22 protein-coding genes, 2 pseudogenes and 1 riboswitch are annotated in these 24,138 nt (G+C 68.5%); of the genes and pseudogenes, 4 read left to right on the plus strand and 20 right to left on the minus strand.

Going from position 1 to position 24,138, the window contains the following annotated elements; translation table 11 throughout:
• Nucleotides 1-81: 81 nt before the first annotated feature.
• The 13 genes and pseudogenes from ACIGWZ_RS09950 to ACIGWZ_RS10010 form a co-directional block, all read right to left on the minus strand.
• Nucleotides 82-519, minus strand: coding sequence for an SRPBCC family protein (locus tag ACIGWZ_RS09950; protein ID WP_400062683.1), 438 nt, complete (start codon nt 517-519; stop codon nt 82-84).
• Between the two features lie 88 nt (nt 520-607).
• Nucleotides 608-1,384 (minus strand): SDR family oxidoreductase, encoded by a 777-nt coding sequence (locus tag ACIGWZ_RS09955; protein WP_400062685.1) that lies wholly within the window; start codon nt 1,382-1,384, stop codon nt 608-610.
• 682 nt (nt 1,385-2,066) lie between these two features.
• A complete protein-coding gene (locus tag ACIGWZ_RS09960) occupies nt 2,067-3,350 on the minus strand; it encodes an NPCBM/NEW2 domain-containing protein (protein ID WP_400062687.1) in 1,284 nt (427 codons plus the stop codon).
• A 430-nt stretch (nt 3,351-3,780) separates the two neighbouring features.
• Nucleotides 3,781-4,905 (minus strand): LLM class flavin-dependent oxidoreductase, encoded by a 1,125-nt coding sequence (locus ACIGWZ_RS09965; protein WP_400062689.1) that lies wholly within the window; start codon nt 4,903-4,905, stop codon nt 3,781-3,783.
• A complete protein-coding gene (locus tag ACIGWZ_RS09970) occupies nt 4,902-6,278 on the minus strand; it encodes an NtaA/DmoA family FMN-dependent monooxygenase (RefSeq protein WP_400062691.1) in 1,377 nt (458 codons plus the stop codon). Before ACIGWZ_RS09970 ends, ACIGWZ_RS09965 begins: the two co-directional genes overlap by 4 nt.
• 20 nt (nt 6,279-6,298) lie before the next feature.
• Nucleotides 6,299-7,594 carry an LLM class flavin-dependent oxidoreductase gene (locus tag ACIGWZ_RS09975; protein ID WP_400063265.1) on the minus strand — a complete coding sequence of 432 codons (1,296 nt, stop codon included), beginning with the start codon at nt 7,592-7,594 and terminating at the stop codon, nt 6,299-6,301.
• A gap of 31 nt (nt 7,595-7,625) precedes the next feature.
• Entirely contained in the window at nt 7,626-8,162 is a 537-nt protein-coding gene (locus ACIGWZ_RS09980) for a flavin reductase family protein (protein ID WP_400062693.1), read from the minus strand.
• Nucleotides 8,163-8,211: 49 nt separating this feature from the next.
• Entirely contained in the window at nt 8,212-8,949 is a 738-nt protein-coding gene (locus ACIGWZ_RS09985; protein WP_400062695.1) for a GNAT family N-acetyltransferase, read from the minus strand.
• A 135-nt stretch (nt 8,950-9,084) separates the two neighbouring features.
• Nucleotides 9,085-10,110 (minus strand): ABC transporter substrate-binding protein, encoded by a 1,026-nt coding sequence (locus tag ACIGWZ_RS09990; RefSeq protein ID WP_400062697.1) that lies wholly within the window; start codon nt 10,108-10,110, stop codon nt 9,085-9,087.
• 145 nt (nt 10,111-10,255) lie between these two features.
• Entirely contained in the window at nt 10,256-11,059 is an 804-nt protein-coding gene (locus ACIGWZ_RS09995) for an amino acid ABC transporter ATP-binding protein (protein WP_400062699.1), read from the minus strand.
• Entirely contained in the window at nt 11,056-12,114 is a 1,059-nt protein-coding gene (locus ACIGWZ_RS10000) for an ABC transporter permease subunit (protein WP_400062701.1), read from the minus strand. The genes ACIGWZ_RS09995 and ACIGWZ_RS10000 overlap by 4 nt, the downstream gene beginning before the upstream one ends.
• A gap of 337 nt (nt 12,115-12,451) precedes the next feature.
• A riboswitch (SAM riboswitch) is annotated at nt 12,452-12,560 on the minus strand.
• A gap of 345 nt (nt 12,561-12,905) precedes the next feature.
• Entirely contained in the window at nt 12,906-15,170 is a 2,265-nt protein-coding gene (locus ACIGWZ_RS10005; protein WP_400063267.1) for a serine/threonine-protein kinase, read from the minus strand.
• A gap of 255 nt (nt 15,171-15,425) precedes the next feature.
• Nucleotides 15,426-15,617 (minus strand): annotated as a pseudogene (locus tag ACIGWZ_RS10010) (SDR family oxidoreductase); the annotation flags it as partial.
• 192 nt (nt 15,618-15,809) lie between these two features.
• Here ACIGWZ_RS10010 and ACIGWZ_RS10015 point away from each other — a divergent pair.
• On the plus strand, nt 15,810-16,019 hold the full coding sequence (locus ACIGWZ_RS10015) for a hypothetical protein (protein WP_400062703.1): 210 nt from the start codon (nt 15,810-15,812) through the stop codon (nt 16,017-16,019).
• A 333-nt stretch (nt 16,020-16,352) separates the two neighbouring features.
• On the opposite strand, the gene ACIGWZ_RS10020 is transcribed toward ACIGWZ_RS10015, so the two are convergent.
• Nucleotides 16,353-16,739, minus strand: coding sequence for a hypothetical protein (locus ACIGWZ_RS10020; RefSeq protein WP_400062705.1), 387 nt, complete (start codon nt 16,737-16,739; stop codon nt 16,353-16,355).
• A gap of 97 nt (nt 16,740-16,836) precedes the next feature.
• Between ACIGWZ_RS10020 and ACIGWZ_RS10025 the strand changes: the two genes are divergently transcribed.
• Entirely contained in the window at nt 16,837-17,118 is a 282-nt protein-coding gene (locus ACIGWZ_RS10025; RefSeq protein ID WP_400062707.1) for a GNAT family N-acetyltransferase, read from the plus strand.
• 32 nt (nt 17,119-17,150) lie between these two features.
• Here ACIGWZ_RS10025 and ACIGWZ_RS10030 read toward each other — a convergent pair whose 3' ends face one another.
• The gene (locus ACIGWZ_RS10030) at nt 17,151-17,591 is read right to left on the minus strand and encodes a hypothetical protein (RefSeq protein ID WP_400063296.1); all 441 of its coding nucleotides are present in this window, start codon (nt 17,589-17,591) and stop codon (nt 17,151-17,153) included.
• A 271-nt stretch (nt 17,592-17,862) separates the two neighbouring features.
• Here ACIGWZ_RS10030 and ACIGWZ_RS10035 point away from each other — a divergent pair, with 271 nt between their 5' ends.
• Nucleotides 17,863-19,038 carry a glycerophosphodiester phosphodiesterase gene (locus ACIGWZ_RS10035; RefSeq protein WP_400062709.1) on the plus strand — a complete coding sequence of 392 codons (1,176 nt, stop codon included), beginning with the start codon at nt 17,863-17,865 and terminating at the stop codon, nt 19,036-19,038.
• Nucleotides 19,039-19,484: 446 nt separating this feature from the next.
• Here ACIGWZ_RS10035 and ACIGWZ_RS10040 read toward each other — a convergent pair.
• From ACIGWZ_RS10040 to ACIGWZ_RS10060, 5 genes and pseudogenes are all read right to left on the minus strand, one after another.
• Nucleotides 19,485-19,757, minus strand: a pseudogene (locus ACIGWZ_RS10040) (GNAT family N-acetyltransferase); the annotation flags it as partial.
• A gap of 148 nt (nt 19,758-19,905) precedes the next feature.
• Nucleotides 19,906-20,034, minus strand: a complete 129-nt coding sequence (locus ACIGWZ_RS10045) for an LPFR motif small protein (protein ID WP_400063268.1) — start codon at nt 20,032-20,034, stop codon at nt 19,906-19,908.
• Between the two features lie 588 nt (nt 20,035-20,622).
• Nucleotides 20,623-20,778: a hypothetical protein gene (locus ACIGWZ_RS10050; protein WP_400062711.1), complete on the minus strand. Its 156-nt coding sequence runs from the start codon at nt 20,776-20,778 to the stop codon at nt 20,623-20,625.
• A gap of 23 nt (nt 20,779-20,801) precedes the next feature.
• Nucleotides 20,802-21,245, minus strand: coding sequence for a hypothetical protein (locus ACIGWZ_RS10055; RefSeq protein WP_400062713.1), 444 nt, complete (start codon nt 21,243-21,245; stop codon nt 20,802-20,804).
• A 31-nt stretch (nt 21,246-21,276) separates the two neighbouring features.
• Nucleotides 21,277-21,834, minus strand: a complete 558-nt coding sequence (locus ACIGWZ_RS10060; protein ID WP_400062715.1) for a transmembrane domain-containing protein — start codon at nt 21,832-21,834, stop codon at nt 21,277-21,279.
• Nucleotides 21,835-22,982: 1,148 nt separating this feature from the next.
• Between ACIGWZ_RS10060 and ACIGWZ_RS10065 the strand changes: the two genes are divergently transcribed.
• Nucleotides 22,983-24,014: an MBL fold metallo-hydrolase gene (locus tag ACIGWZ_RS10065; protein ID WP_400062717.1), complete on the plus strand. Its 1,032-nt coding sequence runs from the start codon at nt 22,983-22,985 to the stop codon at nt 24,012-24,014.
• Nucleotides 24,015-24,138: the final 124 nt, after the last annotated feature.

Here is a 24,138-nt window from a genome sequence, read left to right on the forward strand (position 1 = left end):
CAGAGGGCGTACGTCTTTCACGGCACCGTGACCGTCGCAGCCCTTCGCCTCTGGCTTTGCGCGTGACCCGCCGGACAGAACCTAGGAGGGCAAGGCGAAGCGCTCTTTGAGGGCGTTCAGACCGGTGGCGTAGATGGTGTCGCCGAAGTGCTTCTCGATCTCGGGGACGAGTTCGTCGGCGGCCTCGTATGTCGCGGCCCAGCGGATCTCGGCGCCCGCCTCGTGCGGGTGCACGGACAGCGTGGAGACGTAGTCGGAGACGGGGACGGCGGATTCATGGATGGTGTAACGGAGCATCCGGCGCGAGTCGTCCTTCTCCAGGAGCCGTTCCCGGATGACCACTTGGCCGTTGACGGAGAACGCCTGTACTGCCCCGGGCGTCTCGGGATCGGCGCCGTCCTCGATCACTGACGGCGGCAGCAGGGGGTGCCAGTCGGCGAGGCCGCCGAACTTGCCGATGATCTTCCAGACGGCATCGGGGTCGGCGGTGACGACGGCGGTGCGGGCGAGCGTGTGCACGGATAGGCCTCCGGTGGCTTCGGATTGCGATGGACTTCGCATGGCGATGACTGGGGGTGGTCTCTGGTCCGCCGGTTCCCTCGACGGATCACCACGTGCCGTCGCCGCGCAGTACGGCGTCGGCGCCGCCGTCGATGAAGGCGACCTGGCCGGTGACCAGTTCGTTCTCGGGAGAGGTGAGCCAGGTCAGGAGGGGAGCGATCTGTGCTGGCTGGGCGTGGCCGTGGAGCGGCATGGGGACGGTCGTGTCGACGATCTCACGCATGTCGGGGCTGGCCAGCATCGGTTCGGTCATGGGGGTGACGACGGTTCCGGGGGCGATGGCGTTGAGGGGGATACCGGTGCCCGCCCAGTCGGCGGTCACGGCGGTGCGGCGTATCCATCGGGCAAGCGCGGCCTTGGTCGAGCCGTAGATCGCATAGCCCTCTCCCCGGTCGACTGCTGCCTGGGCGGCGGCCAGCGCTGCTTCCTCGTCGCCGGCGAGCGCCGCGTCGGCGATGGCCGTGTCGTGAGGGTGGATGGAGGCGACCGAGGCGATGACGACGGCGCGCGGGTCCGTGCCGGCGGCCAGCAGGGGGCGCAGCCCCTCCAAGGTGGCGACCACCCCGAAGTAGTTGACGCTGACGGCGCGCGGTTGGAAACCGGCGAGACCGGCGCCCGCGATCACGGCATCGAGCTGTCCACCGCTCAACTCGCTTGCCCGCTCGACCAGATGGGTCCGGCCATCGGGGGTGGCGAGGTCCGCGACGATATCGGCGTCCTTGAGGTCGGCGCCGATGACCGTGTTCCCTTGCTCCTTGAGCCGGGTGGCGGTGGCCTTGCCGATGCCGGAGGCAGCTCCGGTGATGAGGTAAGTGCGGGACATGGTCGGCTCCTTTGCTGATGCCGTACGTGCGCCGGTCGCTGATCACTGCGCGTTGCGGCCGTTGGCCGTACGCCTTTGGTCGTCGGTCACCGATCGGCAGTCGCCGTTCGCCGCGCGGCGGCACCGGCGCGCGGGCAGGCAGGGATAGCGCGACAGCAGGGGCGTGGCGGACGAATCGACCACCGGCCGATCGACTCCTGATCAGGCGGTGATCAACGTACGCTTTTTCGGCACGACATGCCAAAAAATCTCTCCGCGACGATAAAGGCCGAGGCGAAGCAGGGCACGGAGCGCACAATGGCGGCAGCGCGGGGTCGTCCGTCCCTGACGGAACAGCGGCGCCTCGCGCCAAGGCAGGGCAGCTGCGCGCAATTTCTGGCCGGCTGGACGGGCGGCAGACCTGTACGAGGTCCCCGATCCGCGGCACGTCTCGTCATTACCGTCCGGCTTCTGGCGCTGCGCCAGGGGCTTTGTTCGGATCACCGAGCGGACCAGAGGAGGATGCCTGCGAGGTGGAGTCCGGTCAGGTAGAGGCTGACAGTCTTCTCGTAGCGGGTGGCAATGCCTCGCCACCGCTTGGCGGTGTCGCGCTGCTCATAGACCTCGTGTACCAGAACTGGCCGCCGACTCTTCCCTCCCTGCCGGTCCTGGCGGTGTGGCCACAGCAGCTGTCGGCGACCGCTCAGCGGCACGTGATGAGGGGACCGGCCCAGTCGGCGTGGTCGGAGTTGTTGCTGTTGCCGCCGTCGGTGACCACGAGACGCAGCTCGGTGCCGCCGGTCAGGTCTGCGGTGAGGTGCTTCGCGGGCTGGTCGACCGTCATCAGCCCGCTGTCGGCGACCTTCGTGCCGTCCCGGTAGATCTGGAAGACCACCGACCCGTTCGCGCCCACCTCGTCGTCGATGCCCACATCCACGCCGAGGGCGGAGCAGGCGCCGCCGAGGTGATAGGTGATCTCGCTGAAGGCGTGGGCCCCCAACCCTTCGGGGTAGTTGGTTCCCTGGATGGTGAGGGGACGTCCGTCGATGCTGCGATTCAGCCTTACCGGCCCCCAGCCGTTCTTGCTGGAGGTCCACGGCCGGGCGCCCAACGCGGTGGTTCGGGCGGTCGACGGCTTGCCCTCGGAGCCCGGGTGCGCGGAGGGCGACGGCTTTGCCGACGACGAGGGCCGGGAGCTCGGATGCTTCGACGCCGTGGTGCGGGTGGGGGACGGGGAGCCCGTCGCTGGGCTGGAGGCGTTCGCCGAGCCACTGGGCGAAGCCGTCGGCGGGTGGTCCGGAGTGGTGGCCGACGAGAGTCCGGACGGTCCAGGGCCGCCGGCCGAGGCGTCATGGCGCGCCGGTCCGAGCAGGGTGCCGACGGATATGACAACGCCGGCCAGGACAGTCACGGCACCGGCAAGCACGGCGATGCGCGCCGGTGAGAGTCGGGACACCTGGGCCGTGCGCGGTCCGGCGGACCGTAACGGCCCCACGGGGCGCACCGCGACGGAGAGTTCGCTGTCGGTGGGGGGCTTCCGTTCACTTTCGGAGGGGTCGGGCCCGTCCCCTGACTGGTTGGCCAGCCAGGAGTCGAAGCCATCGCGCAGCTCGGTGTTCCGGGAATTCTGGTGCCAGGCGGCGGCGGTGTGGCGTACGGCCGTCAGCAAGCGTTCCCGCCACGCCGCATCAGACCCCTGTCCTGGTTCGGGGGAGTGCAGGACGCCGTTGATGGCTTCCTTCGCCAGATCCGCCGCGGCCTGGGAGGATCTGGTGCAGGCGCGGGCGTAGGCCAGTACGGCGGCGTAGTGCCGGCGGTGGAACTCGTCGAGGGCTTCCTCGCCCGCCTCGGCCGCGCCGTCCGGAGCCGACGCGCCGTACGGAGCAGCCGCCGCCCGGCGGCCGGTCCGGGCTGCCGCTCGGATGCGCTGGACCAGCTCGGTGTCGGAGGGCGCTGTTCCGCCGACCGTGTCGCATTGCTCTTGCATGAGTGGGCTACTGACCCTTCAACGTCCTGACGATGAGTGAAAATACCGCAAGGCATGCACGGATGTGTCGGCAGCCCGTCGTAGTGACCCAGCCGGGGCGAAGACTGGATGCCGATGCGGTGTGACGTGACAGGGCCTTGGCCGCACCGGCCGGGCCCGCCCCGCTCACTGCTCGGCCCCGGCGGTCGCGCGTGCCGGTCAGCGGTGCCCGAGGAGCCGGCGCAGGCCGGGGCTCGAACTGCGTGAGCGACGGCTTGTGGCGAGCGCGTCTTCGAAGCGCGCGTGTGAGTGCCGTCGAAGCGGAAGCGGCAGGGACACGTAGCTCGGAGCCGGCGGAGTCCAGCACCTCCTGGAACGCCCCAGGAGGTGCTGGAAATGAGAAATGAGCCTTGGCGGCGAATGGACCGTGGGCGTCAGGCCACCCGCCCGCTCATCTGCGCCGCCACTCCTCAGCCAGCAGCTCGTAGGAACGCACCCGGTCGGCATGGCCGTGCGTGATGGTGGTGATGAGCAGTTCGTCGGCGCCGGTGGCCTCCTGGAGCTGTTCCAGTTGGTCGGCCACGCGGGCAGGGGAGCCGACGAACTGGGTTTCCACGCGGTCGGCCACCAGTGCCCGGTCCGTGTCGGTCCACGCATGGGACCGGGCCTGCTCGGGCGTGGGGAACTCGATCGCGCCCTCGGCGGTGCGGATGCTGCGGACCCACACGCCGTAGCCGGTGGCGAGTTCGCGGGCGGTCTCGTCGTCCTCGGCGACGACGACATCGGCCGAGACGCTCACGTACGGCTTGTCGAGCACGTCAGAGGGCTGGAACGCCGCCCGGTAGCCTTCCGCTGCCTCCAGCACGGTGGCCGGGCTGACATGGTAGTTCGCCGCGAACCGCAGACCGTTGCGGCCGGCGACCTCGGCGCTCAGCCCTCCGCTGCTGCCCAGGATCCATACCTGTACGTCAGCGCCCTCGCCCGGGACGACGTGTGCCTCGAGGCCGTCCGCGGACCGGTAGGTGCCGGCCAGCAGCGCGAGGATGTCGTCCACCTGCTCGCCGTAGTCCTGCGACCCGGCGCCCGGCTGCTGGAGCAGTCTGCGCTGAAGGGCGACCCTCGGCGAGCCGAGCAGGTGCTCGAAGGAGAAGCGCGGCGGGATCCGCAGCCCGTTGGGGGCGCGGCCGTCGACGACGGGCGTCGCGGTCGGCAGCGGGGTGGTGGTCGGTCCCGGCGGACGCCCGCCGGAGCGTCCGAGGCCCAGGTCGAGACGCCCAGGGTGCAGCGCGTCGATCAGGCCGAACTCCTCGACCGTGGACAGCGCGGTGCGGTGACCGAGCTGTACGGCGCCGGAGCCGAGCCGGATCGTCGACGTCGCGGCGGCGGTCAGGGCGAGCACGACGGCGGGTGAGGTGCCCGCCACACCCGGATTGAGGTGGTGTTCGGCGAACCAGTAGCGGGCGTAGCCGAAGCGCTCGGCCTGCCGGGCCAGGTCGAGGGAGTTGCGGAGCGCGTCGGTGGCCGTGGAGCCGGACGAGATCGGGACCAGGTCGAGGACGCCGAGGGGCGTGCTCACGAGGCCACCCGCCCGGCCGGTGCCCCGGCGTGCGGGTGGTCCAGGCCGAGGTGATCGCGCAGGGTGGTGCCCTCGTACTCCGTACGGAACACTCCGCGCTCCTGGAGCAGCGGAACCACGGTGTCGGCGAAGACGTCGAGGCCGCCGGGGGTGATGTGCGGGACGAGGATGAACCCGTCGGCGGCGTCCGCCTGGACGAACTCGTTGATGGTCTCGGCGACGGTGGCCGGGGAGCCGATGAACGACTGGCGGGTGGTGGTCTCGATGACCAGTTCCCGGATGGAGAGGTTCTTCGCCTCGGCGCGCTCGCGCCATTCCTTGGCGACGGTGAGCGGGTCACGGAACTGCCGTACGCTGGCCCGGCCGAGGGCGATGGTGTTCTCGCCGGGGATCGGATCGACATCCGGGAGCGGGCCGTCCGGGTCGTAAGCGGACAGATCCCGGTTCCAGATGTGCTCCAGGTACTTGATCGCGGTCGCGCCGCTGACCTGCTGGCGCCGTACCTCGCGGGCGATGTCCCGCGCCTCGGCGTCCGTGTCGCCGAGGACGAACGTCGCGGCGGGCAGGATCAGCAGCTGGTCGTGCCTGCGACCGTAGCGGGCAAGACGGCTCTTGACGTCCTGGTAGAACGCCTGCCCCTCCTCGAGCTTGCTGTACCGGCTGAAGATCGCGTCGGCGCTGGAGGCCGCGAACTCGCGTCCCTCGTCGGACTCCCCGGCCTGAAAGATCACGGGGCGCCCCTGGGGGCTCCGCGGAACGTTGAACTGTCCGCTGATGTCGAACTGCTCGCCCTGGTGGACGAAGGCACCGGCCTTGGCATCGCGCAGGAAGGCGCCGGTCTCCTGATCGGCGATGACCTCGTCGCCGCGCCAGGAGTCGAACAGAACGCGCGCCGTGGTCAGGAACTCCTTGGCCCGGGTGTAGCGCTCCTCCTGTGGCAGGAAGCCACCGCGGCGGAAGTTCTCGCCGGTGAACGCGTCCCAGGAAGTGACCACGTTCCAGGCGGCACGCCCGCCCGACAGGTGATCGAGGCTGGCGAACTGGCGGGCGACCTCATAGGGCTCATTGAAAGTGGAGTTGATGGTGCCGGTCAGACCGAGATGTTCGGTGACGGCCGCGAGCGCGGTGAGGACGGTGAAGGTGTCGGGCCGTCCCACGACGTCGAGGTCGTAGATCTCTCCACCCTGCTCACGCAACCTCAGCCCCTCGGCGAGGAACAGGAAGTCGAACTTGGCTCGTTCGGCGGTCCGTGCGAAGTGCGCGAAGGAGCTGAACTCGATGTGGCTGCCGGCCTCGGGGGCGCTCCACACGGTGGTGTTGTTGACGCCCGGGAAGTGCGCGGCCAGATGGATCTGCTTCAGTGGCTTGCTCATGTCGGTGCGGTCCTTCCGGCTCAGGCGGTGGCGGCGTAGCGGCTGGCGGGGCGGGCGAGCCCGAGCAGCCCGCGGAGGGTGTCGGTCTCGTAGGAGCTTCGGAACGAGCCTCGGCGCTGGAGTTCGGGGACCAGTCCTCGGGTGATCGCGGGAAGGTCGTGTCCGAGGACGGCGGGGCGCAGCCGGAAGCCGGACAGTCCGGTCTCCCGCAACTCCAGCAACAGATCGGCGAGTTGGGCGGGTGTGCCGGCGAAGATACGGGCGTCGCTGGCGTACGCGTATCCCGCGAGGGCGTCGAGGCGGTCCCGGCGGTCCTCCGCCGCGGCCGGAGTGTCGTCCAGGAACACCACCAGGTCTCCGAACAGGTGCAGCGGCTCCTCCGCACGCCCTGCTGCGTCCTGCTCGGCCCGCACCGCGGCGACGACGGCGCGCGCCTGCTCGGTGTCGTGCGGCGTGACGTACCCGACGTCGGCAGAGCGGGCGACCAGCCGGAACGGGGCGCCGGTCGCTTCCTCGTGTGCGAGCGCGCTCACCAGGGGCTGGCCCTGAGGCGGCCGGGGCGTGATCGAGGGGCCCTTGACGCTGAAGTGCTTGCCCTCGAAGTCGATGTAGTGCAGCTTGTCGCGGTCGATGAAGCGGCCGGTGGCGATGTCCCGGATCTCCGCGTCGTCCTCCCAGCTGTCCCACAGCCGGCGCACCACTTCGACGTAGTCGGCGGCCTCGTCGAGGAGACCGGCCGTCAGTTCCCTTACCGGCGGGCTGTGCAGGTCCCCGAGGTCGAACCGGGGCAACGTACGGCGTCCGAAGTGCTCGGCCTCGTTCGGGCGCCGGGTCACCTGCACGCGCAGGCCCGCGCGACCGGCGCTCACATAGTCGAGCGTGGCAATCGCCTTGGAGAGGTGGAACGGCTCGGTGTGGGTGGCCACCACGGTCGGCACGAGCCCTATGTGCCTGGTCAGCGGGGCGACGCGGGCGGCGATGAGAACGGCGTCCAGCCGTCCGCGCACCTGGTCGGTGCGCCCGTCAGGCTCCAGGAGATGCGAGGACTGGAATCCGAGCGAGTCCTCGATCGTCACGAAGTCGAGCAGGCCGTGTTCGGCCTCGGCGACGAGGTCGGCCCAGTAGCCGGCGCTGAACAGGTCCCGGGGCCGGGCCACCGGATCGCGCCATGCGGCAGGATGCCAGCCCGCGCCGTCGAGGGCGACGGCCAGGTGCAGTGAAGCGGATGAACGAGGCGAAGAGGGCAGCGAAGAGGGTGATGAGGACACGAGGGGGGCGCCTTCCTGAGGGGGCGTACGTACCGGGAGTTGGCTCATCTCGTCGTGATCGTCGTGATCGTCGTGCTCGTCACGAAGCACGACGGATCGGTTGTGGGGGCAGTGGATGGGCCGCGGCGAAGGCCCCGTCGTGATGCACCAGTGCCGTCGCGTCCTGATGCGCCGCGCCGGTCTCGACCTCGCCCACGACCAGCAGGTGGTCGCCGATGGGCTGGCGCAGCGTCACCCGGGCGGTGAGCCAGGCCGATACGTCGTCGAGTACGGGCAGGCCGTCCTCGTGCTCGGTCCAGGCGACGCCCTGGAACCGGTCGACGCCGCTGCGCGCGAACTGCCGTGCCACTTCGGCGTTCTGAGTGCCGAGGAGGTGGACGGCGAACCGGTCGGCTTTCCGCACGGCCGGCGCGGTCGATGCACCGAGGCCCAGGTAGAAGGACACGAGGGGCGGCTGCAGCGATACGGAGGTGAAGGAGGTGGCCGTGAAGCCGGCCGGGCCCGGGACAGTAATCACCGTTACTCCGGCTGCGTGGCGCCGCAGGGTACGGCGGAGTACGTCGTCGGCGGCAACGGCCGTGGCGGATCGGGCGGGGCGGTTCTCGGAGGCGATCATGTCGGGTCCCTTCGGTGGCTGGGCGTGGTCGCGCAGTGCGACTGCCTGATCAAGGCGTCGGTGCCGGATGACGGCCAGGGGTGCGCACCAGCACGAAGTTCGTACGGCGGCGCAGGGTGAAGCCGATGGACTCGTAGAGGCGGATGGCGCTGGTGTTGCTGGCGAGTGCGTGGAGGAAGGGGACCTCCCCGCGTTCCCTGATCCCGGCCGCCACCGCCCGGACCAGCCGTGTGGCCAGGCCCTGCCCACGGTGCGCAGGGTGGGTGCAGACGGCGCTGATCTCCGTCCAGCCCGGCGGATGCACGCGCTCCCCAGCCATGGCGATGAGCCGTCCGCGGTGCCGGATGCCGAGATAGGCACCGAGCTCGACGGTGCGGGGCAGGAAGGGGCCCGGTGCGGTCAGGGCGACCAGGTCCAGGATCTCGGGGGTGTCGTCGAGCCCGAGCCGCACCGCTTCGGGCGCCGGTTCGGCGCGTAGCCCGGTGTCGACCAGCTGGACGCCCTGCCCTCGCTCCACGATCTCCCATCCGTCGGGGACGGCCCGCACTCCCGTGACGGGGGTGACGGTGTCCGGGCCGACCAGCTCGGCCAGGTCGTCCCAGGCCCCCGGGTCGGCCGGGTCGGCGAGGGCGGTGAAGGGGCAGACGTCCAGGGGATAGCGGGCGGCGCGGCCGACGCGCTCGGCGAACCGGGCGTGTGGGCCGGTCAGCGCGGCCCAGACGGCGTTGTCCAGGAGGTGCGCTTCGGCCGGGCTCTGCGTGGGGTGAGGGGAGAAGCTGGTGGACATGGCGGTGGGTACGCTCCGTGGCATCCGTGGCATCCGTGGCATCCGTGGAATTCCTTCGGACATGGTGGGTTGGGGCGTCCCGGGTCTCCGGCGTGGCGCCGGAGACCCGGGCGGCAGCCGCCCTATGAGCGTTGATCAGGAGTTGTCGAGCGGCAGGCCAGGCGGGTTGACCTTGGAGGTGCTGACGGCCTCGTTGGAGAGGTTCCAGGCCGCCAGCCACTTGGCGTACTGACCGTTCTCGATCAGGTAGTTGATCGCCTCGGAGACCGGCTTGGCCAGCCCGCTGTCCTTCTTCGAGGTCGCGGCGATCAGGCCCTGGAGCCTTGCGCCCGCGCCGGAGAACTTGCCGGCGCTACGGGTCGCGTTGGGGGTGTTCGCCGTGTGGGTGGTGTGGTAGGCGATGCTGGGATTGGGGCCGAAGTAGGCGTCGATCTTCCCGCTGTTCAGCGCCAGGTAGATGCTGTTGTTGTCCGGGTAGTACTTGACGGTGAGGTCCTTGCCCTGCTTCTTCAGCTTCGCCTTCCACTCCAGCAGGACCTTCTCCTGGTTGGTGCCCCGGCCCACCGCGACCGTCTTGCCGGCCAGGTTCCGGTAGTCGCCGTCGAAGGTCCAGGTGCTCTTCTTGGGCACCTCGAACCCCAGGTTGTCCTGCCGATAGGTGGCGAACTCGTACTTCTTCTTGCGCTCCTCGGTGTCGGTGACGTTGGAGAAGGCCGCGTCGACCTTGCCGCTGTCGATGCCGACGAACAGGTTCTCCCAGGTGAGGTTCTTCACCTCGGGCTGGAGGCCGAGGACAGCGGCCACCAGTCGGCCGAAGTCGGGCTCGGCTCCGGTGAGCGTCTTCTGGTCGTCGCCAACGAAGTTCAGTGGCACGGAGCCGGTGGGCAGGGCGCCGACGCCGATGACCAGCTTGCCCTTCTTGGCGATCGATTTCGGCAGCTCGGCGCTGATGGACCTGACCTCGGACACCTTGAGCGTGGTCTCCTTGGCGGCGCCGTTGGAATGGGCCCCCACGGTGACCGTCCCGGACGCCTTGCTGTCGGACTTGCCGGCCGCGTCGCTGGTGCCCCCGCAGGCGGCGAGGCCAGTGCCGAGGGTAACGACGGCGGTGCCCGCGGAGAGGCTGCGGAGGAGTCTGCTGCTGAGGTTGAGGGTGCGCATGGCTGTCCTTGGTTCGGTGAGTGGTGGTGAGGGCGCGTTGCTTGTTCTTCGGTGGTATGGGGGGCTTGGGTGGTGTGGGGGGTCTTCGGTGGTGTGCGGGGGCGCGAGCCCGGACGGGGCGCGGGCAGTGGGACGGATGGCGAGGTCAGAGCACCTTGCTCAGGAAGTCCCTGGTCCGCTCGTGTTTCGGGTGGTCCAACACCTCGGTGGGCAGACCCTGTTCGACGATCCGGCCCCCATCGATGAAGACGACCCGGTCGGCCACCTCACGGGCGAAGCCGATCTCGTGGGTGACGATGATGAGGGTGGTGCCGCTGGTGGCCAGGTCCTTGATGACGGCCAATACATCGCCGACGAGTTCGGGATCGAGTGCGGAGGTGGGTTCGTCGAAGAGGATGACCCCCGGCCGCAGGGCGAGGGCGCGGGCGATGGCCACCCGCTGCTGCTGGCCGCCGGACAGCTGTCGCGGATAGGCGCCGACCTTGTCGGCCAGGCCCACCCGGCCGAGCAGTTCGTGGGCCAGCTCCTGGGCCTTGGACTTGGTCAGCTTCCCGGTGGCCACGGGAGCGGCGGCCACGTTGTCCAGCGCGGTCAGGTGCGGGAAGAGGTTGAAGTTCTGGAAGACGAAGCCGATCCGGCTGCGCTGCCCCAGGATGACCCGTTCGCTCAGCTCCTTGAGCCGCTCGCCGTGCCGGCGCACGCCGATCGGCTCACCGTTCACGCTGACGTACCCGACCTCCGGCTTCTCCAGGTGGTTGATCACCCGCAGCAGGGTGGACTTGCCGGACCCGGACGGCCCGAGGATCACGGTGACCTCGCCGGGTCGTACGGTCAACTCGACGCCGTCCAGCACCCGGTGGGCGCCGTACCACTTGTGCACGTCGTGGACCTCGACCGCGGCCGGTCGTATCTCGGCGGTTCCGGTCTCGGTCCCGTTCTCGGTGGTCATATCGCGGCCTCCCTCCGGGCTCGGGCACGCAGATCACGCAGACCTGCCCGCAACTTCTGCAACGGCGTCGGCGGAAGGGTGCGCGTCGCGCCCCTGGCGAAGTACCGCTCGACGTAGAACTGGACGATGGAGACCGCGCTCGTGAGGATCAGATACCAGACGGTGGCGACGAGCAGCAGCGGGACGATGTCACCCGGATACGTGCTGCCCATGCTCTGCGCCGAGCCGAACAGATCGAGCAGCGACACGTAGAAGACGAGCGACGTGCTCTTGATCAGATTGATCAGCAGATTCACGTAGTTCGGGGTGATGGAGCGCAGGGCCTGCGGAAAGACGATCTTCGTGAACTGGTAGCTCTTCGGCAGGCCCAGCGCCAACGCCGCCTCGTGCTGCCCCTGGTCGACCGCGAGGATGCCGCTCCGCACCACCTCGGACGCGTATGCCGTCTCGTTCAGGGTGAGTCCGACGACCGCCACGACGATGTCGGTGGCGAGCCGGGACTCGTCGAAGGTGAAGAAGGCGGGCCCGAACGGAACCCCGAGGCTCAGCGTCTTGTACAGCGCGCTGAAGTTGTAGAGGAACAGCAGCACCACGATGAGCGGAACCGAGCGGAACAGCCATGTGTAGGTCCAGGCAACCGCCCGCAGCACCGGGCTCCGGGAGAGCCTGCCCAGGGCGACCAGGATGCCGCCGAGCAGACCGAGCACGGCACTGTACGCCGTCACCTTGAGGGTGATGAGCAGGCCATCGAGGATCGCCGGGCGCAGGAACCAGTACTGGAACCGGTCCCACTGATAGAAGGGGTTGGTCACCAGGCCGTGGGCGATCTGGGCGGCCAGCACCAGCACGATCGCCGTGGCGATCCAGCGGCCTGGCCTGCGCAGCGGCAGCACCCGCTGCGCCGCGGGCGGCCGCGGTGCGGCGCCGTCGCCCGGCCGTTCGGCCTCGGCAGGACGTGCGGTACGTGCGGTACGAGGCGCGGAGGAGGGGGCGGGGCGCTCCTCGGCAGGAGGTGCTGAGGCGAGGGGTACCACAGCGCCAGGGGGTTCACTCATGGAGGACTCCAGCGAATTCGGACAGCCCGGACCACGGATGCCGCAACGGCACGGTGCCGGGTCGAAGGGGCTCCGCGTGACGTTGCGCACGGGGACGCGCGGAACGGGGTTTGGGCAAGGAGGACGCACACCGCGACAGCGGTGGCATCAGAGATTCAGAAGACCGTCAGTCTTCAGCCTTGGCGGAACGCACGGCAGGTGCCGGTACACAGAGCGCTGTTGACGCGCAGCAGATCGACCGACCGGTTCGCGCACAGCAGCAGGCAGCCACGGCGTCGCCATGCGGCTGTCCCCAAAGCTGCGTACATTCCGTCACCGTCACTGTTCCGGCCCATGGGGCTCGCGCTTACCGAAGGTCTTCCGGTCCGGTCGTCACCTGGGGCACCCCACCGCGGCGCGAGGGTTGCCGGTCAGCAAGCCAGGGCTTGTCGCTGACACTCATGACCGATCTGCGGCGCAAGTTAGTCAGATCTCGGCCATGCTTGTCAAAGCGTGCCCGACCTGTGGGATGACAAAACGAGTCCGGACAGACCTGGTGGGATGCCGACGAGGTCCGGACATGAACCACGAGCGCCGCGCACGGCGTCGGAGGCGGCCCTCGTGTCTGAACGTGCCCCTCGCGTCACGGCGGGTCCGCCGGCCAGGGGCAGTTGGATCGAGGCCGGCAACCGATCGCGAAGAAGCCGCCCGCGGGGTCGTCGAACTCCAGGCGGTCGCCCGCCCAGGCAAGGGCTACGACGGCCCGACGGGCCTGGGTGCCCCGAGCGGTGTCGCGGCCTTCACCGAGTAGGTCAGCCCGACTTCGGCGGCTTCTGTGCGTCGAAAGCGAAAAGCGTGTTCTTGGCCGCGGCCACGATCACCGCACGCCCCGCAAGAGTCACACGCGGGCTTGCGCCCAGCTGGCCCGTCAACCCATCGGCCTGCGGATCTGTTGTCCACAGGGGCTTGCCCTCGTACGGAGACAGCGCGACCACCCGGCCGGTGGCCGAGCTGAAGTACAGTGCGTCGGCTCCCGCAACAGGGCCCGACGCGCCCTCCACGCCAGTCTGCTGCGACCACTTCTCCCGGCCGGTCGCGGGGTCGAGTGCGGTGACGAGACCGGTCTGCCCGCTCACATAGACGGTGCTGTCCGCCATGCCGGGCGTCCCCACGTAGGTCTTGGCCAGTCGGGAGTACGTGACCTTCCGCGAGGCCAGGTCGACCCGCGCGACCCCGTTGTAGCGGTCCAGCTCCGTTCCCCCCATGTGTACTTGCAGGAGTACGAGCCTGCCGTTGGCGACGCCCATCGGCACGGCGGGGCCGTTGACCGCGATGGGCCTGCCCAGTGTCCCCGAGGCGCGGTCGACCGGGTACAGGGTGGGGTGGCGCACGGCAAAAGCATCCACCTCCGCATTCGTCGCGCACATCGCGACGAGCTGTTGGCCGACCAGGACGGGAGCGCACTGCTTACCCGCAGGGAATGACGACGTCCATGTGACCTGACCGCTGTGCGCGTTGCGGGCCTCGAAGCGGGAGTTGGAAGCGTCGACCGTCACGACGTCGGAACCGACCACAAGGGCGTCCTGAGTCCGACCCGTGACGGCCGTCGACTGGGCGCCGGACGGCACGGACCACAGCTCCCGGCCGTTGTTCGCGTCGAGGGCCACCACCTCGCTGGGAGGGCCCTGCGGGGCGCCCTGGGCGGCGAAGCGGTAACCGAGCACCGTGTCGTCGGTGGCGCCCACCAGGTGCATGCCGTTGGCAGGGACGCCGGGGCTCTTCGCCGTCCACATCCGCGAGCCGTCCCTGGCCCTGATACGGGTCGCGACAACACTGCCGCCCCCGCAGAACAGCGCGTCGCCGCGCGCGACGCAGCGCAGCTCGTCGGGGATGTCCGGGCGACCGCCGGGCACGGTCTTGTGCCACGGTTTGAAGCCGTCCGGAAGTGCGGCACTCGGGGTCGCAAGGCTGTTGCCCTTGTCGCCGCCGCTGTTCCCCCCAAAGCCGCCCGCCGTCAGTGCGGCGACTCCCGCGCCGATCGCTGCCACCGTGACCGCGACCGCGGCCGCGAGCACGGGACGCCATCGGCGACGCCGTGGGCGGCCGATGGGGGTGTCGACGCTCTCCGTATCGGGACCGGTCGGGGTGGTGGTCGGGGCAGTCGGCGCCGGGGTGGCCGTCGTCGGGGTGGCCGGCGTCGCGAAGTGATGCTGGGTGATCATGTCGCGGGTGCGGCCCGCGTCAACTCCCCTCGCGTCGGTCTGGTCGAGGTCGGCCGGCAGGTCCCGTAGCAGCACGAGGAGTTCGTCCGACGAGGGGCGCCCGTTGGGCTCCTTGGCCAGGCACGACTCGACGACCGTGCGCAAGGCCACCGGCACGTCCTCCAGCGACGGCTCCCCGTGCACCACCTGATACGCAACTATGTAGGGGCTTTCCGCGTCAAAGGGCCCTTGGCCCGTCGCTGCGTACGCCAGCAGCGTCCCCAGCGAGAAGACATCGGACCGCGGCCCCACATCACGCGGTGCTTGCAACTGCTCCGGCGACATGAAGGGCGGCGTACCGATGACCCGCCCTGTAATCGTCAGCGTCTGCTGGTCCACGGCGCGCGAAATGCCGAAGTCGATGACGCGTGGGCCCTCGGGCGAGAGCACGACGTTCGAGGGCTTCAGGTCACGGTGGATGACCCCCACCCGGTGGATGTCCCGCAGCGCCTCCGCCAGCCCGATGGCGAGCCTCCTCAGCTCCGCTCCGCTCAGCGGGCCCTTCATGGCGATGCGCCGGGCGAGCGTGTGCCCCTGGATATAGGTCGTCGCCATCCATGGCTGCTCGGCCTCAGGGGCAGCGTCGACCACGGCGGCGGTGAACGCGCCGCTCACCCGCCTCGCCGCCGCCACCTCCTGCCGGAAGCGGATGCGGAACTCGTCGTCCGCCGCGTACTGCGGGTGGATCAGTTTGATCGCGACAGGTCGCCCTGAACTCGTACGGGCCAGAAAGACCGTGCCCATGCCACCCGAGCCGAGCCGGGCCTCAAGTGGATAACCACCGATCTCGGCTGGATCACCTTCGCGCAGCGACACTCTTCCCGACCTCCCGTCCCCCGTGCACCTCTGCCACCACGGGCCTGCATACCAGTCCTGCACACAAACTAGCCGCTCCAGCGCCTGTGCCTGACATTGCTCCCGCTCCGTCAGTTTCTGCAGCACCTCCTCGAAGTGCTGCGTCTTCTCCGCGGCAATCTGCGCGCGGGGGCGGTGCGGGCGACATCGCCGCCTCGGGGCCCGGCCGGTTTGTTCCGCTGGATGCACGCGACGTCGATGAGCCGCGACCACGGCTCCTGTGATGAAGCTGGAGCGTGGTGAGGCGAGGAAGCACAGGACTTCGGCGATCTCTTCGGGCTGTGCCACTCGGCCCAGGGCTTGCACGTCGGCGAAGGACGCCAGGTGCGCACGGCTGTCGGAGCGGGTCCTCAGTGGCCCACCCTCCCCGGCCTGCACCGGATCGGACACAGCACCTGCCCGATCCACCTTGCCAGGTCCCCAACGTCCCGAGAGGACTCAGCACCGCAGCCTGCCCCATGTCGATCCACGCACCATGTCCACCAGCGATTTCACCGGAATTTGATCGGCCATGGTTAGCGTCGCCGCCGTCCGAAAGTTCCCGCCGCAGTGCGCCACGCATTTGCGACCCACCACTCCAGAGGAAGGACGCTCACCTTCATGAGCAACACGTCCCGCATTGAGACCCGTGAGATAGCCGACGAAGACCTCGACAGCGTCGCGGGTGGTCTCTCCGTCAGTGGCTCCGTGGACGGCCTGACCGCCACGTTCGCCCCCGGCCCCAATGGCATCCCTGTCCTGACCGGCGGCTCCGTGAAGTCCGTCAGCCTCACGGTCTCCGACATCCCCCTGGGCCCGATCCACGGCTGAGATGCAGAGCTAGCACGGGTGCTCATCCACTGGGCCGCAGCACCACCCCGAGCCATCATGGGGTAATTCAGGCTCATGTGTGACGTCGGCCTCCAAGACCTGATTGTGGTCGTGGAGGCCGACATTGCCGTATGGGGCGGCTGACGAAGTCTGTGCGGCGAAGGGAACCCTGGCGATCCCTCGGACAAGCCGACGCCCGCGCCCGGTGGCACCCCCGTTGTCGCCCGCCGCCGTACATCGGCCCAGATTGGGCCGGACCATCAATCCACTCATGGGAACGGCTGAGCAATGCCGCCGCGTCATGGCCGGCCCTGCTCAGCCGAGTTCACCGAATTACCACTTCTTGCAGGCAACCCCCATGCTCTGATTGTTGTCGATGCGCTTGATCTGACCGCAGCTCTTGATGCCGACCCCGTGTGAGTACGTGGCGTTGATGGTGAAGTTGTGACTGCAGCTGTTGCCCGTGCCGCTACCGCCGCAAATCATCGTGTACGTCTTGGTCGGCGAGGTCGTGGCGGAGTAGATGAACTCGTACTGCGCGGGCCCCTGAAGTTCCGGAACGCCGTGAATCGTGACCTTGCTGACGTGGTAACCGCTGCCGAATATGACCATTTCCACGTTGCCGCCGGTGACCGAGGTATCCGCCATCGCAGGCGCGGCGGCAATAGCCGACAACGCTATTCCTGAAATGGCGGCACCGACCAGTCGCTTGGTCCTCACGGAATTACCTCCACAGTTGTTCCACCCAGATGATGAATAACGGGTGTATAGCCGGTAGTTGGCGGCCGAGCCTAGGGTTTCGGATCCGGTGTTGTCAATGATTTCCTTTCCAACTGCCTTGTGCAGAAGGGGAGTTGGCGACGCGGAGGTCGCGTATTCCGATGAAGACCTCATCGGGTGCAGCACGGTGCGCCCGCCTACGGATGACACGCTGACGGTCACGGTGATCGCCCGAGTGCTCGCCGCTCACCGTGGTCAGGGGTTCGGCGAGGAAATCTCTGCGCGCGGGCTCAGCCGGGCGCGGGAGCTCGGCGCCGAAGTGATCGAGACCGTCGTCCTGTCCTCCAACGAGGATGGTCTGCGGTTCGCACTCAAGTAACGGGTTCGGATTCCCACACCCCAAGGCTGGGGCTACCCCCTGACCGGGTCGGCCCCCGGCCGCTTGACGATCCGGTCGTCGACTGCCATCGACTTCCAGAGCCGGCGGCTGATCCGGACCTTCACCACTTCGCCGTCGCCAAGGCGGACCTCGACGAAGTGGCACATGTTTGAGCCGTCGAGCATGCCCCGGGATTTGTTGATGACGATGCCTTCCCAGGAGTCATCTCTTCCAACTTTGCGAGAAGTGAACATGGTGGGAAACCTACGAGAATCGGCAGCCGGCCTGTAGGGCCCTGAGTCATATCCTGGGGATGACATATGTCCTGCCGGGGCATTGAACGGCTTCGGTGCGGAGCAAGAACCATTGCCTGGCTGCACGGCTTCCGCCGCCTGCGCATCCGCGGGGAACGACGTGGCGACATCCACGAAGCCTTCCTCGGCCTCGCCACCCACAGACACGTCCAACGCCATCGTGAGCGCTCCCGCCCGCACACCGGGTCACGGCGGCGATACGCAGAGTCGTAGCGCGTTCCCTTCATTCCCCGCGGCACCCTCACGGCACCCCCGCGGCACCCCCGCGTCTCCTTGGCGTCACCCGTCCGTGCTTACGATCAAGGTACTTCCGGGATCCGGGATACGTACGAAGTGGCCTCCCGGAGCATGTTGATACACCGGAAAACCCTGAAATGCCCGGATATTCACCGGGCGGTGCGGGGCCTGACACAGAGCAAGGAGCGCGGGCATGGACAAGCGGCACGAGCCGGGGCGGCGGACGATATTGGGAGCTGCGGCCCTGGGCGCCGGAGCGGCGGTACTGGCCGGAGCGGGACAGGCGAACGCGGCTGGAACGGGGCCGGCGGACCGGGCGGACCCGCCGACGCCCGCCGGGCGGCCCACGCAGCTGCCCGTACCGTTCGTCATCGGCCACCGCGGCGCCAGCGGCTACCGCCCGGAGCACACCTTCGGCTCCTACCAACTCGCCCTCGACATGGGCGCGGACGTCATCGAGGCCGGTGACCTCGTCCCCACCAAGGACGGGCACCTGGTCTGCCGGCACGAGCCCGACATCTCCGCCACCACCGACGTCGCCGACCACCACGAGTTCGCCGGCCGCAAGACCACCAAGACCGTTGACGGCCAGAAGATCACCGGCTGGTTCACCGAGGACTTCACGCTCGCCGAGCTGAAGACCCTGCGCGCCAAGGAGCGCATCCCCGACGTCCGCCAGCACAACACCATGTACAACGGCCACTGGGAGGTGCCCACCTTTGAAGAGGTCCTCCAGTGGGCCGAGCGCGAGGGGCGCCGCCGCGGCCGCCCCATATGGATCTACCCCGAGACCAAGCACCCCACCTACTTCCGCAAGCTGGGCCTGGGTATCGAGGAGCCGCTTGCCAAGCTGCTGCGCCGCTATGGCCGGCACACCGCGCACGCCCCGAACATCCTGCAGTCCTTCGAGCCCAGCAGCCTCAAGCGGCTCAGCGAACTGGGCGTGAAGTGCCCCAAGACCGTCCTGCTCGACGAACCGTCCGTCAGGCCCGCGGACTTCGTCGAGTCCGGCGACCCACGCACCACCGCCGACCTCCTCAGGCCCGAGGGACTCAAGTGGATCGCCGGCTTCGCCCAGGGCATCGGCCCCTGGCTGCCGCAGATCATCGCGCAGGACGACAAGGGCAAACTCGGCAAGCCCACCACCCTCGTCCGCGACGCGCACGCCGCCGGACTGTTCCTCACCCCGTACACCGTGCGGAACGAGAACAGCTTCCTGCCGCTGGACTTCCAAGTGGGCAAGAACCCGGGCGACTACGGCAACTCGCTCGCGTACCTCAAGGCGCTCTTCGCGACCGGTATCGACGGCCTGTTCTCCGACGACCCGGACACCGCGCTGCTGGCCGCCGAGGAGTTCCGCCGGCACTGACTCGCCCCGCACCCCGGACCGGCGCCCGGCTCCCACCCGCCCGCGTACTCATGTGAGTTGAGAACGTCACAGGGAGCTCGGGGCCGGTCCGTTCCGCTTGTCCCGTATGCCCGGGCAGAAGGCACCAGGCGGAGATTGCCGCCGCCGAATGCCGGTCCCGTCCCGCGACTTCGGCGGCCGCACCAGCCCTGGTCGGCGTGGCTCTTTCGCAGCCCACGGCGCGTACGGCAGCTCCGCCCCGTTCGGCGTCCGCCGAAGTTCCCGTGGAGTGATGACTGCCCTCGCGTGCCGGATGTACCCGATGGCGCGGGGCTTGCCGGTCTCCCCGGTCTCGACCGGCTACGCCAGGCCCTGGCAGTGGCCGGACGTCATCGGGCGAGGTGAACTTCTTGCCGTACCGGCGCAGGGCGTGCCGGCGGCGTGCGGCGCTGGGGGTGCTGGATGGGTCAGCCGGACGCCGTGACCGGGGACCACACGCCGAACCACTGCTCGGCGCCCCACTCCTCGAACCGTTGCACCTCGGTGAACCCCAACTTCGCCGCGAGGCGCATCGAGCGGTCGTTGGCGGTCTGGGTGCAGAGCACCACCGGCTCGCCGGGAAGCGCGTCGGCGAACCAGCCGAGCGCCGCCGCGCACGCCTCGGCGGCATACCCGCGTCCCCGCGCCTCCGGCAGGAACATGTAGCCGAGGCCGGCCTCCCCTGCATCCGGGCGGATGTGACCCGGACCGCCGCCTGTCACGGCGGCTGACCGTCGAAGCAGGTAGCGGCAGCGGTCAGCCGGCCTTCGGGGCACCGGCACGCGTCCCCAGCTTCGGGGATGGCCTGTCGATGTTCCCAGCTCGCGGGCCCGTTTTACCGCGGTTACTTCAGTGGCGGCCGTGCGCGGAGTCGGAAGCCCCGCCGAAGATCCGGGCCACGGCCCGGAAAGGCAGGGTGACGACTGTGGCGATAGCGCCGCCGATGGCCCGGAAAACGTCTGCGATCGCACTCAACATGGGGCGGACCTCCATCTTGACCACCCGGCGACTCCGGGTAGCGATGCCGCTGCGTGGCCGTTTGCGTGGTGTGCCCGATGGTCACCCGTATCGTGGAAAGGGTTCACCTGACAGGCGTGTGAGCAGCCCCCGCTCAACTATAGGCGCGTAGCGCCGGTGTCGGCATTTCCGCGCAAATGCCGAGGCGGGACGGCCAGAGCGACGCCCAGGCGGCCGGGCTGGCCGTCCCGGCCCAGTCGGGTACGCAGCTCGTCGGGGTCCGCCAAGACGCCGCCTCGCCGCCTCGGGTCGGTGCCTTCTGGAATGGGCGGCGTGGGAACACGACGACGCGGCTCTGGTCTCCGGCCGGGCGGGGGAGTGCCAGGCGGGCCGCTGCCGTTCCGGAGCCCCTATCTCCAGAGCCGGGCGCAGGCCCCGTACCCGGTGGTGCTCCGGCGTCGGACGGATGGGCTCGTGTTCAGAAAAGCCGGGTGGCCAGGTGCTGTCGCACCGTCACGAGGGGTCTGCTTTCCTGAGTGCGACCCGCCGTTGCACTGGCTCTGCCTTGTGCCTGCGATGAAGCATTCCGGGGCGTTGGGTGGGCGTGCCCTACCAGTAGTGGCGCCGCCCGAAGGCGCCGTGGCCGAGGGAGCCGAGCAAGAACAGAACGGCGCCGATCACGGCAAGGACGATCCCGATGGTCCACAGGATGGAGATGCCGGTGACGAAGCCGATGACGAGCAGGATGATCCCAAGAATGATCACGGCTCTCTCCCGCGGTTGCGCGTTCAGGCTGTCAGGAGACGGTTGAAGAACGACCGGTAGTGCCGGAGTGCCTTGCGCAGGTCTTCGGTGTTGGCTTCCTCGCCGCGCTTCCACTGGCCTTCCAGGCCCTGCTTCTGCTCGGCGAACGTGGAGGCCAGGGTCTGCATGACGTCGGCGACCAGGGCGTCCGCTGACTGAACGGCCTCGCGCGGGTCATCCACGAAGGTGCTCTGGACCCTGTTCCAGCGATCACGGAAGCCTTGCTCGTCATCCCGCGTCAGAAGCGGGTGCGCTTCATCGTCACCTGAGGGATCGGCTTCCTTCCGGCGGGCGGGCTCGGTCGTTGCCTCGGGCTCCGGCGGTACTTCATCCGGCGGCACTTCATCCGGCGGGGCATCCTTCGGCTGGGCAAGGTCTTCCGTGGACAGGCCCGTACCGACAGCGTCCGATGTGGTGTCGCGTTGCATATTTCCTCCTCGTGGGCTTCTCGCAGTCCGCTCAGGCGCGCGCGTGGCGCGACTGGCCGCCGTTGGTGAGCAGTTCGTCGAACAGCGCACGGTAGTGCGTCATGGCGCCGCGCAACTGCTCAGTGGTTGCTCTGTGTTGCGTGGTCAGGGCGTCGATTTCGTGGGCTTCCCGGTAGTGCTTCAGGGTGCGCCCGTGCTCGACGGAGAGGTCCTTGAGGCGTTGCTCGTAGTCCTCCGTCGGGTAGCCCCTTTCGTGCATGAGGGAGGTCACCAGACGGTCTGCGTCGTGTACGGCGGTCTCGGGCCGGTCCACGAACTCCTGCTGTACGCCGTCCCAGTCGCGCCGGTAGCGTTCCCGGCGCGAGTCCTCCAAGGGCTTGATGTTGAGTGCGTCGTGGCGTTTCTCGCGGGCCATGAGTTCCCGCTCACCGGCCATGCGGCCGTCAGCATCTTGCACCGTCCGGTCGTACTCCGGCCCGAAGCGCTCACGCAGGTGGCGACGGCGCATGAAGAGCCCTACTGCCACACCGATCAGAACCAGCACCACGGCCACGGGGATGACGATCGCCAGAAGAGTCCCTGTTGACATGGAGAGCAACCTCCCTCGTTGCAGATCGTCCTAATAGTTTAGGCTTTGCACCCTATGGGCTAATAGGGATAAAATTGGAGGCCCGCCGGTGGGTACCGCGGTCAGGGTAGGTCCACGCGGCACGTAGGACTCGGCATCGTTCGCCGGGTCCGTGTCAGGGCTGGCGTCGCGCTTGGGTGTGCACCGAAGGGAAGGGACGGAGGGGCTGCCGGCCCCTCGCCTTCGGATGCAAAGAGGAGTGGGCAGCCGGCAATCATGGACGCACCGCAACCTCACGGCTCGCCTGGAGAGCGGTACTTCGCATGGTGCCGGTGTTGTGGTGCTGCGCGGAACACGTTCGTATCGCCCCAGTCTTTCCTGGGGGCCGCACGCGCCACGTAGTGCCGCTGCCGCTGCCACTGGCTACCGCGGCCCACTCCAACGTGACGGATGGGGACCGGTCGGGTGCCGTTCCGACATTGCTGCTAATTCTGATCGATCGCTCTGTGCCGGGGGATCGCTCGGTGCCGGGAGGTGGGACATTCCATCCTCTGTCGGTGAGCCTCACCTGCAGAGGATGCGGAGAGCGTGAACGCTTCGCCCAAAACCCTCTGCGGACGCCAGAAGGCCCACCCTCAACCTGGGCGGGCCTTCCGACTGGCCATGGGCTCGGCTCTGTAGCCCATTCCCTCCGTATCCGAGGGGCTTACCCTCACTCATCCAGGATACGGCGCAGGCAAAGCGAGCCGCAGGGCCAGATCCCTGAGCACCGCTTCCTCGGCACCCCACTGCGGAGCGGCGAGACCCGCGGGCGATCCGTCCACGCCGACTGTTACGGGGCGGGTCATGGCGTACCTCCAACGGGATGGCGCACGTCATGCACAAGGTCGCCTACGCCCTCCCCAGCGGCGCAACCGCCGTCCTCGTCAACGGATCCGGGCCGCGCACCGCCTTCCGGACGTCACGCTGACCCGCGTGTCCTACGTGTCCTACGTGTCCTACGTGTCCCTGAACTCGAGCACATCGGCGGCGTCGATGCCTTCTGGCATTGGGCGATCCTCCGAGCCCTTACCTCGGCGCATTGGAGACCCTGCCCATGTGCCTCTGCGCTGGGGATTGCTCTACTGATCCCGCCGTTGCGGCTGTTCTGCACGTCGGAAGGAACCACCATGAGCGAAATCACCCGTCGCCCCCTGCTCGCGGGAACTGTTGCCCTTTCTTTCGGCCTCATGGGCTGCACGTCAGAGAAGGCATCGCCGGCCGGCGCGGCTGTTTCCGGGAGCGATGGCCCGCCCAAGGTAAAGGTCTATCTCCTGGGCACCGGAGGGCCGGAGATGACGACCACTCGTCAGGGAATGTCGACCCTCATCGAGGCTGGTGACCAACGGTTCCTGTTCGACGTGGGCCGCGGGGCCACGCAGAACATGTACGAGTCCCGGGTCCACCCCAAGGACGTCACCAAGATCTTCCTGACTCATCTGCACAACGACCATTACGAAGACCTACCGTCCCTCTGGCTCAACCCGTGGTTCATGTACGGACGGAAGGAAAGGATAGAAATCTGGGGGCCTCGGGGAACTGCCGGGATGGTCAGAGGGATGCGGGCGATGTATGAGCACGATGTGAAGCACCGCGCGAACGCTCTCTTCAAGAAGGAAGACCTGGACATCCGCGTCCACGAGATCGAACCGGGCGTCGTCCATGACAGTGACGGCGTCAAGGTGACGGCTTTCACCGTGGAGCACCATGACGGCAATCCCGCGTTCGGCTACCGCTTCGACCACGCGGGGAAATCCGTACTTCTGTCGGGTGACACCACATATGAAGAGAACGTCGTCTCGCACGGCACGCATGTCGATGTGCTGATCCACAATGTGGTCGCGCTCTCGGAGGAGATCGCCAAGTCAGGGAAATTCAAGGCGGTTGAGGCGAAGTTGACCACGCCTGAACAGGCGGCCCGGCTCTTCTCCAAGGCGCGCCCCCAGGTAGCGGTTTTCTCTCACATCGTGAAGAAGGGGCTGCACGGGGACAAGGGTGACAAGGTCATCCTGGAACGGACCCGGAAGGCGGGATACGACGGTCCGTTGCACATGGGGCTGGACAGGATGACGATCGAAATTGGCGACGAGGTGACGGTGAAGGCCCCTATCTCAACCGAACACCTCCCCGACCTGGACGGCCCCGATGTCCGGCTCGGCTGACCTCTAGGGCCTGTCCGGAGTCGATGACAGCGGCGAACTGCCACGGCATCACCCCAATGCAAGGTGAACGCCTGCAGTCTTGTGAGGGAGACCGCCCCGCCTCCCGCTGCCTCGGCGTGGACAG

This window comes from Streptomyces sp. NPDC053427 (assembly GCF_044544985.1).
Classification (GTDB): domain Bacteria; phylum Actinomycetota; class Actinomycetes; order Streptomycetales; family Streptomycetaceae; genus Streptomyces.

Coding starts and splice junctions, on each gene's coding strand:
- ACIGWZ_RS09990 (WP_400062697.1), bottom strand. CDS start 10,110: ATGCGCACCCTCAACCTCAGCAGCAGACTCCTCCGCAGCCTCTCCGCG.
- ACIGWZ_RS09970 (WP_400062691.1), bottom strand. CDS start 6,278: ATGAGCAAGCCACTGAAGCAGATCCATCTGGCCGCGCACTTCCCGGGC.
- ACIGWZ_RS09995 (WP_400062699.1), bottom strand. CDS start 11,059: ATGACCACCGAGAACGGGACCGAGACCGGAACCGCCGAGATACGACCG.
- ACIGWZ_RS10065 (WP_400062717.1), top strand. CDS start 22,983: ATGAGCGAAATCACCCGTCGCCCCCTGCTCGCGGGAACTGTTGCCCTT.
- ACIGWZ_RS10035 (WP_400062709.1), top strand. CDS start 17,863: ATGGACAAGCGGCACGAGCCGGGGCGGCGGACGATATTGGGAGCTGCG.
- ACIGWZ_RS10000 (WP_400062701.1), bottom strand. CDS start 12,114: ATGAGTGAACCCCCTGGCGCTGTGGTACCCCTCGCCTCAGCACCTCCT.
- ACIGWZ_RS10030 (WP_400063296.1), bottom strand. CDS start 17,591: ATGGCGTTGGACGTGTCTGTGGGTGGCGAGGCCGAGGAAGGCTTCGTG.
- ACIGWZ_RS09985 (WP_400062695.1), bottom strand. CDS start 8,949: ATGTCCACCAGCTTCTCCCCTCACCCCACGCAGAGCCCGGCCGAAGCG.
- ACIGWZ_RS09980 (WP_400062693.1), bottom strand. CDS start 8,162: ATGATCGCCTCCGAGAACCGCCCCGCCCGATCCGCCACGGCCGTTGCC.
- ACIGWZ_RS10025 (WP_400062707.1), top strand. CDS start 16,837: ATGATTTCCTTTCCAACTGCCTTGTGCAGAAGGGGAGTTGGCGACGCG.
- ACIGWZ_RS09955 (WP_400062685.1), bottom strand. CDS start 1,384: ATGTCCCGCACTTACCTCATCACCGGAGCTGCCTCCGGCATCGGCAAG.
- ACIGWZ_RS10055 (WP_400062713.1), bottom strand. CDS start 21,245: ATGCAACGCGACACCACATCGGACGCTGTCGGTACGGGCCTGTCCACG.
- ACIGWZ_RS10015 (WP_400062703.1), top strand. CDS start 15,810: ATGAGCAACACGTCCCGCATTGAGACCCGTGAGATAGCCGACGAAGAC.
- ACIGWZ_RS09960 (WP_400062687.1), bottom strand. CDS start 3,350: ATGCAAGAGCAATGCGACACGGTCGGCGGAACAGCGCCCTCCGACACC.
- ACIGWZ_RS09975 (WP_400063265.1), bottom strand. CDS start 7,594: ATGAGCCAACTCCCGGTACGTACGCCCCCTCAGGAAGGCGCCCCCCTC.
- ACIGWZ_RS10060 (WP_400062715.1), bottom strand. CDS start 21,834: ATGTCAACAGGGACTCTTCTGGCGATCGTCATCCCCGTGGCCGTGGTG.
- ACIGWZ_RS10045 (WP_400063268.1), bottom strand. CDS start 20,034: ATGTTGAGTGCGATCGCAGACGTTTTCCGGGCCATCGGCGGCGCTATC.